Raw genomic sequence first — 11,812 nt, forward strand, 5'->3', positions numbered from 1 at the left:
GGCGCCCTACAGTCGATGCATGACTGATACAGCTCTAGCCGGAGCGTCCGCGGACTCCGCTGCCCCCAAGCGCCCCGCCCGCCCGTCCCGCCCTGCCGCAAAGCCGCACGGGCAGTGGAAGGTTGACGGAAAAACGCCGCTGAACGCCAACGAAACCTGGAAGCAGGAAGACGACGGCCTCAACGTGCGCGAGCGTATCGAGACGATTTACGCCAAGGAGGGCTTCGACGCCATCCCCGGCCAGGACCTGCACGGCCGTTTCCGCTGGTGGGGCCTGTACACCCAGCGCAAGCAGGGGATCGACGGCGGCAAGACCGCAACGCTTGAGCCGCACGAGCTCGAGGACAAGTACTTCATGCTCCGCGTCAGGATCGACGGCGGCGCCCTCACCACCGAGCAGCTGCGCGTCATCGGCCAGATCTCGGTGGACTTTGCCCGGGACTCCGCGGACATCACCGACCGCCAGAACATCCAGCTGCACTGGATCGAGGTGGAGAACGTCCCCGAGATCTGGCGCCGGCTGGAGGCCGTTGGCCTGTCCACCACCGAGGCGTGCGGCGACGTTCCCCGCGTCATCCTGGGCTCGCCCGTGGCCGGCATCGCCAAGGACGAGATCATCGACCCCACACCGCTTATTGCGGAGCTGGCGGAACGCTTCATCGGCAACCCGATCGTGTCCAACCTGCCCCGCAAGTACAAGACCGCCATCACCGGCCACCCCAGCCAGGATGTGGTCCACGAGATCAACGACTGCGCCTTCGTGGGTGTCCGCCACCCCGAATTCGGCGCCGGCTACGACCTCTGGGTGGGCGGCGCGCTGTCCACCAACCCGATGCTCGGCAAGCGCCTGGGCGCCTTTGTGAAGCCGGAGCAGGCCGCCGACGTGTGGCTCGGCGTCACCAGCATCTTCCGCGACTACGGCTACCGCCGCATGCGCACCAAGGCCCGCCTGAAGTTCCTCCTGGCCGACTGGGGGACCGAGAAGTTCCGCCAGGTCCTGGAGGACGAATACCTCGGCTACAAGCTGGCCGACGGCCCGGCCGCCCCGAAGGCCGCCACCCCCGGTGACCACGTGGGCGTGCACGAGCAGAAGGACGGCAAGTTCTTCATCGGCGCCACCCCGCTGGCCGGCCGCCTGGCTGGCTCGTCCCTGGTCAAGCTCGCGGACACCCTCGAGGCCCGCGGCTCCTACCGGCTGCGCACCACCCCGCACCAGAAGATCGTGGTCCTGGATGTCGAAAAGGAGCACGTGGAGCCGCTCATCGCCGAGCTTGACGCCCTGGGCCTGTCCGCCCGCCCCTCCGTGTTCCGCCGCGGGACCATCGCCTGCACCGGCATCGAGTACTGCAAGCTGGCCATCGTCGAGACCAAGATGACCGCCGCCAGCGCGGTTGCAGAGCTGGAACGCCGCCTGGCCGACCTCGCGGACTCCGGCCAGCTGCCGCAGGCCCTGTCGCTGCACATCAACGGCTGCCCCAACTCCTGCGCCCGCATCCAGACGGCGGACATCGGCCTCAAGGGCATGATGCTGCCAACGCCCGACGGCGACCCCTCCCCGGGTTTCCAGGTCCACCTGGGCGGCGGGCTGGCCAACAACGAGCGCGAGGAAGCCGGCCTGGGCCGCACCGTGCGCGGCTTGAAGGTGTACGTCGACGACCTGCCCGACTATGTGGAACGCGTGGTGCGCCGGTTCGTCGCCGACCGTGCCGAAGGCCAGACCTTCGCCGAATGGGCCCACGCAGCAGACGAGGAGGCACTGCAGTAATGGCAAAGCATCTCGCACCCGCACCTGCCAAGCGCCCCAAGGAGGAGCTGAAGGCCCTGGCCGAAGCCGGCGCCGCCGAGCTCGGCTGGGACGCACCCGCGCGCGACGTGATCGCCTGGGTGGAGCGCAACTTCGACCTGCCTGCCGTCGCCGTCGCGTGCTCCATGGCCGACGCCGTCCTGCCGGCCCTGGTCGCGGACCAGATGCCCGGCGTCGACGTCCTGTTCCTGGAGACCGGCTACCACTTCCCGGAAACCTACGCCACGCGTGACGAGGTGGCCGCGAACCTCCGCGTCAACGTGGTGGACGTCCTCCCGGAGAACACCGTGGAGCAGCAGGACCGGCTCCTCGGCAAGGACCTCTTCGCCCGCGACGCCGCCCAGTGCTGCGCCCTCCGCAAGGTGGCCCCGCTGCAGCGCACCCTGGCCGGCTACGAGCTGTGGTTCACCGGCGTCCGCCGCGACGAGGCCCCCACCCGCACCAACACGCCGCTGGTCACGTGGGACGAGAAGAACGGCCTGGTCAAGGTCAACCCGATGGCCGCCTGGACGTTCGACCAGCTGGTCCAGTACTCCGACGACAACCTCCTGCCCGTCAACCCGCTCCTTTCCCAGGGCTACCCCTCCATTGGCTGCCAGCCCTGCACCCGCAAGGTGGCACCCGGCGAGGATCCCCGCGCCGGCCGCTGGGCAGGTTCCGACAAGACAGAATGCGGACTACACGTATGAGCACTTACCTATCCGAGGAGACCCAGGTGACTGACGCCGCCGTATCCACGCGCCTGTCCAGCCTGGACACCCTCGAATCCGAAGCGATCCATATCATCCGCGAGGTTGTTGCCGAGTTCGAGAAGCCTGCGCTGCTGTTCTCCGGCGGCAAGGACTCGGTTGTGATGCTGCACCTGGCCACCAAAGCGTTCTGGCCGGGCAAGGTGCCGTTCCCCGTGCTGCACGTGGATACCGGCCACAACTTCCCCGAGGTCATCGAGTTCCGCGACCGCACCGTGGAGCGGCTGGGCCTGAAGCTCGTGGTCGGCTCCGTGCAGGAGTTCATCGACCGCGGCGAGCTGGCCGAGCGCGCCGACGGCACCCGGAACCCGCTGCAGACCGTCCCGCTGCTGGACGCCATCCAGCAGAACAAGTTCGACGCCGTCTTCGGCGGCGGCCGCCGCGACGAGGATAAGGCCCGCGCCAAGGAGCGCATCTTGAGCCTGCGCGACGAATTCGGCCAGTGGGATCCGCGCAACCAGCGCCCCGAACTCTGGAACCTGTACAACGGCCGCCACACCGTGGGCCAGCACGTCCGCGCGTTCCCCATCAGCAACTGGACCGAACTGGACATCTGGCGCTACATCGAGCGCGAGAACATCGAGCTGCCGGGCCTGTACTACGCCCACGAGCGCGAGGTTTTCGCCCGCGACGGCATGTGGCGCGCCGTTGGTGAAGTTTCCCAGCCGCGCCCCGATGAGGAAGTCATCACCAAGACCGTTCGCTACCGCACCGTGGGTGACATGTCCTGCACCGGTGCCGTCGAGTCGAACGCCTTCACGGTGTCCGACGTGGTGGTTGAAGTCGCCGCCTCCACCCTGACCGAACGTGGCGCCACCCGGGCAGATGACCGCATCTCCGAGGCCGCCATGGAAGACCGCAAGAAGGACGGGTATTTCTAATGACCACCGAAACTGTTGTGTCCGGCGCTGCCGGTGGCCTGGAAGCAGCCCTGCCCACCACCCTCTTCCGCTTCGCCACTGCGGGATCGGTCGACGACGGCAAGTCCACCCTGGTGGGCCGCCTCCTCCACGATTCCAAAGCGATCCTGGCTGACCAGCTCGATGCCGTGGCCCGCACCTCGGCCGACCGCGGCTTCGGCGGGGAAAAGGGTGGCATCGACCTCGCCCTGCTCACCGACGGCCTGCGTGCCGAGCGCGAACAGGGCATCACCATCGACGTGGCCTACCGCTACTTCGCCACAGACCGCCGCAGCTTCATCCTTGCCGACTGCCCCGGGCACGTGCAGTACACCAAGAACACGGTGACCGGTGCGTCCACTGCGGATGCCGTCGTCGTCCTCATTGACGCCCGCAAGGGTGTCCTGGAGCAGACCCGCCGGCACCTGTCCGTGCTGCAGCTGCTGCGCGTGGCGCACGTGATCGTGGCCGTGAACAAGATCGACCTGGTGGACTTCAGCGAGTCCGTGTTCCGCGGGATCGAAGCCGACGTGCAGCAGGTGGGCCGCGAGCTGGGCCTGGGCTCGGACGGCATTTCCGACCTGCTGGTGGTCCCCGTGTCGGCGCTGGACGGCGACAACGTGGTGGAGCGCTCCGAGCGAACCCCCTGGTACACCGGTCCCGCGCTGCTGGAGGTCCTCGAGACCCTCCCGGCCGCGGACGAACTCGAAAGCCACCTGGAAAGCTTCCGCTTCCCGGTGCAGCTGGTCATCCGGCCGCAGGGCGCGCTGGCGCCGGACGCCGTCGCAGCCGGGCTGGATGTTGAGGCCTACCGCGACTACCGCGCGTACGCCGGCCAGATCACTGAAGGCTCCGTGAAAGTGGGGGACCAGGTCTCCGTGCTGACGCCTGGCCAGGACCCGCGCACCACCACCGTGGTGGGCATCGACTTCGCCGGCGCCTCGCTGGAGGAAGCTGCCGCCCCGCAGTCGGTGGCCATCCGCCTGGCTGACGAGTTCGACGTCGCCCGCGGTGACACCATTGCCGCCGCCGGCACCGTCCGCGAAGCCTCCGCCGACCTGTACGCGGCCCTGTGCTGGCTGTCCCCGAAGCCGCTGCGCGAGGGCCAGAAGGTCTTGGTCAAGCACGGCACCCGCACCGTCCAGGCGATGGTCCGCAGCGTGTCCGGCAAGCTGGACCTGTCCACCTTCAAGCTGGAGGGCGCCTCCAACCTGGAGCTGAACGACATCGGCCACGCGCAGCTCCGCCTCGCCGCGCCGCTGCCGCTGGAGAACTACCTGCACCACCGCCGCACCGGCGCGTTCCTGGTGATCGACCCGCTGGACGGCAACACGCTGGCCGCCGGGCTGGTCAAGGACCACCCGGGCGACCACGAGGACGAGCGCTACAGCATCTAGTTTTCCCCCGGATCGCCGGAACCCTGCAGGGCCGCCGTATCGTTACGGCTTCCCGGCAGGGTTCCGGCGATTTGGCGTTTCTGCGGCATCCCGCACGTTAACCACAAAGGTTCGCCCGGGATGTTCCGTGGCTTGTAACCCGCGTGGGAAGCTCAGGCATTGCTTTGTCGATGCCCGGGCCTGAACGCCTTGGCAGGTTCTCAGGAGGCGGGATGGAAACGGTCCAGCGGTGGTCCACGCGGGCGGCTGATGCTTTCAGGCGTGATTCCCAAGCCTGGGGAATTCCCCGGCGCCAGGCGAAGCTCCTCGCGCTGCTACCGTTGATCCTCGCCGTTGCCGTCGCGGCCACGGTCCCCTTCAAGGAGTTCTATCTCTGGCTGGTGGACGAGGACCACCCGATCGAATGGCTCCAGTTTGCCTGCCTGGTGGCCGCCATCGTTTTCCTGGGCTTCCTCGCCTTCAGGCTGTACCGGAGGGGGCAGAAGGGGATGGCGGTGCTGTATGCGGTAATCACCGTCGGCGTCGTGTTCCTGGCGGGCGAGGAGATCTCCTGGGGCCAGCGCATCTTCGGCTGGCAAACCCCCGCATCCCTGGAAGCCATCAACCGCCAGGACGAGACCAACCTGCACAACATCCGGGGCGTGCAGGAGTTCGTCCCGGCGGCCATGCTCGTGGCAAGCCTCTACGGCGCCTGTGCCCCGCTGGTAGCGGCGTGGCTGGGGGAGCGGTGGAAGAGTGTGGCGTCCAAGCGCCTGCTCGTCCCGCCTCTCTGCCTGGTGCCGGCGTTCCTGCTGGCCGCAGCGTACCGGCTCTTCCGCCTGCTGATCTGGCCGGAGCCTACGTTCGTCATCTCCGAATATGGCGAAGTGCTGGAGCTGACCCTCTACTTTGGGCTCGCCGCGTTCAGCTGGTTCAACGTGCGCCACCTGCTGGAGGCACAGCCCACCGTCCGGGCGGTGCGCCACCGCGTGCCCCGCACCCCGTAGGTTCCCGCCGGAGATCCACCGGCCTTAGCTTTCCGGCCTTGGTCCTCCGGCCTGCGCCGCCACGTCTTGCCTCCTCGTATGGTTGTCCGAGGAGGCAAAGCCATGGAAATCATCAGCCCGAAGCTCCTCAACTGGGCATCGATCCTTGACGGCAAGACCCGCGAGCAGGCGGTGATGACGGCGGGCCTGCCGTTCATCTACCCGCACCTGGCCCTGATGCCGGACGCGCACCTGGGCAAGGGTGCCACCGTGGGTTCGGTGATCCCCACGCTCCGGGCCATTATCCCGGCAGCCGTGGGCGTGGATATCGGCTGCGGCATGATCGCCGTGCGGACCCAGTATTCGGTGAAGGACCTGCCGAAGGACCGTAAACGCCTCCGCGAGGATATCGAGCGCGTCATCCCGCTGTCTGCGGGGCACAACAACAAGCAGATCATGGCCACCGCGGAGCCGCGGGTCGCGGAGCTGAGACGGCTGGCCGCGAAGGCTGGCTTCGACCCGTCACAGTACGTGGCCAAATGGGAGCTGCAGTTGGGGTCCCTGGGGTCGGGAAACCACTTCATCGAAGTCTCCGCAGACGAGCACGACGGCGTCTGGCTCTTCCTGCATTCGGGCTCGCGGGGCGTGGGGAACAAGATCGCCCAGCACCACATCGGGGTCGCCCAGCACGTTGGCCGCAAGCACCAGGTACACCTGCCGCATCCGGACCTTGCCTATCTGGACGAGGGAACGCCGCAGTTCGACCGCTACATCGCCGAGCTGCGGTGGGCCCAGCACTTTGCGCTGCTGAACCGCGAGGAGATGGTGGACCGGGTCACCGAGCAGTTCTCGCGCTGGGTGGGCGGCTCCGTCCGGGAACTGGAACGGATCAACTGCCACCACAACTTCACGGAGCAGGAGACGCACTACGGCAAGAAAGTCTGGGTGTCCCGCAAGGGGGCCATCAAAGCCGGCCACGGCGATCCCGGACTGATCCCCGGGTCCATGGGGACGGCGTCGTACGTTGTTGTTGGGCTCGGCAACGAGGCTTCGCTGCACTCTTCCCCGCATGGCGCCGGGCGCGAATACTCCCGGAACGCCGCGCGGAAAACGTTCACGCTGGAGGAACTGAAGCGGGCCATGCGCGGCATCGAGTTCCGGGCGTCCGAGGCCTTCATCGACGAAATTCCGGCCGCCTACAAGCCGATCGACCAGGTCATGCAGGACGCGGCGGACCTCGTGGCGGTGCGGCACAAGCTGCGGCAGCTGGTCAACGTGAAAGGCGACTGAGCCCTCATATCCCACCAGGCATACGGCCAAATGTGACGCCAGATGAACGTGCGTGACCCCCCGTTTCCGCTTCGTTGAACGGGTTTGGGCCACTCCCTATGGTGAAACAATGACTAGTTCCAAGCCCGGGATGACCCGCATCGTGGCAGGCGAAAGCGCGGTTCCCAAGCGCAAGCGTGCCATCGAAGCCGCCCTGGCCATCGGGCTTGTCCTGCTGATCGCCGTCGGCGCCATTGTGGCCTCTAATATCTCGCGCAACACTGAGGCGCAGGCCGCGGAACCCACCCCCGCAGCGGAACTGAAGCTGGGCTATTTCGGCAACGTCACGCACGCCGCGGCGCTGGTTGGCGTGAAGAAGGGCTTCCTCGCCGAAGCCTTGGGCAGCACCAAGCTCAGCACCGAGACGTTCAACGCCGGCCCGGCCGCCATCGAGGCGCTCAACGCCGGCGCCATCGACGCCGCCTACATCGGCCCCAACCCGGCCATCAACTCCTTCGCCAAGAGCCAGGGACAGTCCGTCCGCGTCATCGCGGGAGCGGCTGCCGGCGGTGCGCAGCTGGTGGTCAAGCCCGGCCTCACCTCGGCATCAGACCTCAAGGGCAAGACCCTCGCCTCCCCCCAGCTTGGCGGCACCCAGGACGTCGCCCTCCGCGCGTGGCTGGCCTCCCAGGGCTACAAGACCAGCGTCGACGGCAGCGGCGATGTGGCGATCAACCCCACCGACAACGCCCAGACCCTCAAGCTGTTCCAGGATGGAAAGCTCGACGGCGCGTGGCTGCCTGAACCGTGGGCATCACGGCTGGTGCTCCAGGCCGGAGCCAAGGTGCTGGTGGACGAAAAGGACCTCTGGGACGGTGCCGGAACCGGCAAGCCCGGCGAGTTCCCCACCACCATCCTGATCGTGAACCAGAAGTTCGCCGCGGACCACCCGGACACCGTCAAGGCCCTGCTGAAGGGCAACGCCGAGTCCGTGGCTTGGCTCAACTCGGCCCCCGCGGATGAGAAGGCCGGCGTCATCAACGCCGCACTCCAGGAGTCCGCCGGCGCGGCACTGCCCGCCGATGTCCTCAACCGGGCGCTGGCCAACATCACCTTCACCTTGGACCCCCTGGCGGGAAGCTACCCCAAGCTGCTGCAGGACGGCGTGGAGGCAGGAACCACCAAAAAGGCCGATCTCAACGGCCTCTTCGACCTCCGCGCGCTCAACCAGGTCACCGGCTTCCAGGACAAGATTTCCGCAGCCGGCCTCGGCCAGGACTGACCCCACCCTCTACCTAAGGACGGCACCATGCCAGTCGTACTGGAACACCTGGGCAAGCGCTTCGGCGACGGCGCCCCGGTACTGGACGACGTCAACGCCAACATCGGACGGGGCGAGTTCGTCGCCCTCCTCGGTGCCTCCGGCTGCGGCAAGTCCACCCTCCTGAACATCATCGCGGGACTGGAAGCGCCGACGTCGGGCGCGCTGGAAGTGCCCAGCGACGGTGCCGCCTTCATGTTCCAGGACGCCGCACTCTTCCCCTGGCTCACGGCCCGCGAGAACATCGAACTGGCCCTGAAGCTGCGCGGTGTGGGCAAGGCCGAACGCCGCGCCAAAGCCCAGGAGCTCCTGGAATTGGTGCACCTGGGCGCGGCGGGGGACAAGCGCCCGCACGAGCTCTCCGGCGGCATGCGCCAGCGCGTGTCCCTGGCCCGTTCCCTGGCGCAGGACCGGCAGCTGCTGCTCATGGACGAGCCGTTCGCCGCCCTGGACGCCATCACCCGTGACCTGCTGCATGACGAGCTGGAGCGCATCTGGAAGGAAACCGGACGCACCATCGTCTTCGTCACCCACAACGTCCGCGAAGCCGTCCGGCTGGGCCAGCGCGTGCTGCTGCTGTCCTCCCGGCCCGGCCGCGTGGTCCAGGAATGGGCCGTCACCGAGGAACACCGAACCGACGCCGGGCTCGCCGGCCAGCTGACCGGGGTCATCACCGCCCGGCTGCGGGAGGAGATTCGCCGCCATGCCAAGTAACCCCACCCCCGTTGTCGAGGAGAAGCCGGTGGCCGAGTCTGTCGAAACCGGGTCCGCCGAACCCCGCGAGCATGTCCATGCCGCCCTGACCCGGACCTCCACCGGCAACGAGGACCTGCGGGAGCTCGAATCCGGGCTCGACTCGCTGCAGTCCGACACCGTCCGCAAGCACCGCATCGACTGGACCCGCATCCTCTTGCCAATCGCGGCCCTGGTGGTCCTGGTGCTGATCTGGCAGTTCTACGTCTCCCTGGGCCTCAAGCGCCGCGACCAGGTGCCCGGGCCCCTGGACGTGCTGAACCAGATGGGGGTTCTCTGGGGCGAGGGCAAGGTGCAGGAATCCGTGTGGACGTCGCTGCAGCGCGGCATCGTCGGGTTCGTGATCAGTGTGGCCATCGCCACCCCCGTGGGCCTGCTGCTGGCACAGGTCGCTCCGTTGCGCCGCGCTTTCGGTCCGCTGATCTCCGGCCTGCAGGTGCTGCCGTCCGTGGCGTGGGTGCCGGCGGCTATCATCTGGTTCGGCCTCACCGACGCCACCGTCTACTTTGTGGTGTTCATGGGCGCCATCCCCTCCATCATCAACGGCCTGATTTCGGGTGTGGACCAGATCCCGCCGCAGTATCGCCGCGTGGGCACCGTCCTGGGCGCCTCACGGCTCCAGATGGCGCTGCAGGTCATCCTTCCCGCCGCACTGCCCGGCTACCTGGGCGGCCTCAAACAGGGTTGGGCGTTCTCCTGGCGCTCCCTGATGGCCGCGGAAATCATTGCGGTTGGCGGCACCATCGGCTTCGGCCTGGGCTCCCTGCTGGACCAGGGCCGCCAGCTCTCGGACATGGCCGTGGTGATGGCGGCGATCCTGCTGATCCTCGCCGTCGGCATCCTGATCGAGCTGCTGGTCTTCGGCCCCATCGAGAAGCGGCTCCTGCGCCGCCGCGGGCTCCTGGCCGGCAGCACCCGCTGACCCAGCGCGCTCCACACTTAAAGCAGAAAGCCCGACGGCGACCTCCCGCCGTCGGGCTTTCTGCTGTTTCCTGGGTGCGTGGCAACCAAAGTGGGGCACTTTGACACGGACACGCCGGGGAAAGAGCCTCCTGCCCATGGATTCCCCGCCAATGTGCCCCACGACGGCAGGGACGGACCGCGTGGAGTTCGCCGCACCGCTGGGAGCCCTGGGGGTCGCCGTCGAGCGGTTATTCCTGGCCCGGTACCTTGAGCGGCTGATTGCTGCCCGGGGACGGTTCCTTGCCGGTGGCGCGCCTGGGAATACTTTGTGACGCAGCGTTACCTTGCGTGAACTGGTGTTGCTCGGCCTTTGTAGGCGATTGTGACGCGGCCCTACCGTTGATCCATGGCAATTCAGGATATTTACCCCACGGCGCTGCGGCTGCTCGGCCGCCCCGTGCTGGTGGTGGGCGGCGGCCCCGTTGCTGCCCGCCGTGCCAAGGGGCTGCTCGACGCTGGTGCCGTGGTCACCGTCGTGGCCCCGGTTGCCTCGCCCGCGCTCCGGGAAATGGCCGACGCCGGCCTGCTCACCTGGGCAGCGCGGCCGTATGATTCGAAGGATGTCGACGGCGTCTGGCTCGTCCAGACCGCCACCGGCGATTCGGAGGTGGACGCCCGAGTGTCGGCCGACGCCGAGGCGCAGCGCGTTTGGTGCGTCAACGCCTCCGACCATGAAGCCTCTGCCGCCTGGACCCCCGCCGTCGCTGTGGTGGACGACGTCAAGATCGCCATCAACGCCGGGGGAGACCCGCGCCGTGCGATGGCCCTCCGTGACGCGGTGGCCACCGCCCTGGAAACCGGCGACCTCCCGCTGCGCCGCCGCCGCGCACACCAGGGGAGCGTGGCGCTCGTGGGCGGCGGCCCCGGCGACACGGGCCTCATCACGGTCAAAGGCCGCCGGCTCCTGGGCCAGGCCGACGTCGTCGTTGCCGACCGGCTCGGCCCCCGCGAACTCCTGAACGAACTCGCCCCCGACGTCCGCGTCATCGAAGTGGGCAAAACCCCCGGCCACCACCCCGTGCCGCAGGCGGAGATCAACCGCATCCTGGTGGAGGAAGCCCAGAGCGGCCACCGCGTGGTCCGGCTCAAAGGCGGCGACCCCTACGTCCTGGGCCGCGGCGGCGAGGAAGCCGAATACTGCCGCCAGCACGGCGTCGAGGTTGAAGTGGTTTCGGGCGTCACGTCCGCGATTTCCGTTCCCGCCGCTGCCGGCATTCCCGTGACGCACCGCGGCCTGGCCAAGGGCTTCAGCGTGGTGACCGGCCACGAGGAACTGTCCGAGGTTCCGGCCCGCCCGGACCACACCATCGTCCTGCTGATGGGCGTGGGCCAGCTGCGGGAATCCGCGTCCGCGCTGGGCGAAGCCGGCCTGCCGGAAAACACTCCAGTTGGTATCGTGGAGAACGGCTATCTGCCGAACCAGCGCGTCACCATCGGCACGCTCGGATCCATCGCAGACCAGGCCGACGCCGCCGGTGTGGCGAACCCGGCCGTGATTGTCATCGGTGACGTGGTGCGCGTGAGCCCGTTCGCGCCGTCGCACTTCAAAACCGCTGACTACAGCACCACCACCCCGAACAGCCCCCGCAAGCCCCGAGTCCTCACAACCTAGCCCCCACCCAACCAGGCAGAGCGAAGTGTCGTTTTGATCCCTCATCACGACACTTAGCGCTACCTGGTTGGGAAGGAACG

The 11,812-nt window shown here is 68.0% G+C and carries 11 protein-coding genes; all 11 read left to right on the plus strand.

Features of this window, described 5'->3' with window-relative positions; translation table 11 throughout:
• Positions 1-19 precede the first annotated feature (19 nt).
• Entirely contained in the window at positions 20-1,765 is a 1,746-nt protein-coding gene (locus K4G53_RS14320; RefSeq protein ID WP_221386349.1) for a nitrite/sulfite reductase, read from the plus strand.
• Positions 1,765-2,493: a phosphoadenylyl-sulfate reductase gene (locus K4G53_RS14325; protein WP_221386350.1), complete on the plus strand. Its 729-nt coding sequence runs from the start codon at positions 1,765-1,767 to the stop codon at positions 2,491-2,493. The genes K4G53_RS14320 and K4G53_RS14325 overlap by 1 nt, the downstream gene beginning before the upstream one ends.
• A complete protein-coding gene (gene cysD, locus K4G53_RS14330) occupies positions 2,490-3,434 on the plus strand; it encodes a sulfate adenylyltransferase subunit CysD (RefSeq protein ID WP_221386351.1) in 945 nt (314 codons plus the stop codon). The genes K4G53_RS14325 and cysD overlap by 4 nt, the downstream gene beginning before the upstream one ends.
• On the plus strand, positions 3,434-4,849 hold the full coding sequence (locus tag K4G53_RS14335) for a sulfate adenylyltransferase subunit 1 (protein WP_221386352.1): 1,416 nt from the start codon (positions 3,434-3,436) through the stop codon (positions 4,847-4,849). The genes cysD and K4G53_RS14335 overlap by 1 nt, the downstream gene beginning before the upstream one ends.
• Positions 4,850-5,061: 212 nt before the next feature.
• Positions 5,062-5,835, plus strand: a complete 774-nt coding sequence (locus K4G53_RS14340; RefSeq protein ID WP_221386353.1) for a hypothetical protein — start codon at positions 5,062-5,064, stop codon at positions 5,833-5,835.
• 102 nt (positions 5,836-5,937) lie between these two features.
• Positions 5,938-7,104 carry an RtcB family protein gene (locus tag K4G53_RS14345; RefSeq protein WP_221386354.1) on the plus strand — a complete coding sequence of 389 codons (1,167 nt, stop codon included), beginning with the start codon at positions 5,938-5,940 and terminating at the stop codon, positions 7,102-7,104.
• A gap of 130 nt (positions 7,105-7,234) precedes the next feature.
• A complete protein-coding gene (locus K4G53_RS14350; RefSeq protein WP_221386932.1) occupies positions 7,235-8,365 on the plus strand; it encodes an ABC transporter substrate-binding protein in 1,131 nt (376 codons plus the stop codon).
• 27 nt (positions 8,366-8,392) lie between these two features.
• Complete coding sequence (locus tag K4G53_RS14355) at positions 8,393-9,118, plus strand: ABC transporter ATP-binding protein (RefSeq protein WP_221386355.1); 726 nt, start codon at positions 8,393-8,395, stop codon at positions 9,116-9,118.
• On the plus strand, positions 9,108-10,079 hold the full coding sequence (locus K4G53_RS14360) for an ABC transporter permease (protein ID WP_221386356.1): 972 nt from the start codon (positions 9,108-9,110) through the stop codon (positions 10,077-10,079). Before K4G53_RS14355 ends, K4G53_RS14360 begins: the two co-directional genes overlap by 11 nt.
• A gap of 136 nt (positions 10,080-10,215) precedes the next feature.
• A complete protein-coding gene (locus tag K4G53_RS14365; RefSeq protein WP_221386982.1) occupies positions 10,216-10,392 on the plus strand; it encodes a hypothetical protein in 177 nt (58 codons plus the stop codon).
• Between the two features lie 74 nt (positions 10,393-10,466).
• The gene (gene cobA, locus K4G53_RS14370; protein ID WP_221386357.1) at positions 10,467-11,732 is read left to right on the plus strand and encodes a uroporphyrinogen-III C-methyltransferase; all 1,266 of its coding nucleotides are present in this window, start codon (positions 10,467-10,469) and stop codon (positions 11,730-11,732) included.
• The last annotated feature ends 80 nt before the right edge of the window (positions 11,733-11,812 follow it).

Source organism: Arthrobacter sp. MAHUQ-56, assembly GCF_019710585.1.
Lineage (GTDB): Bacteria > Actinomycetota > Actinomycetes > Actinomycetales > Micrococcaceae > Arthrobacter.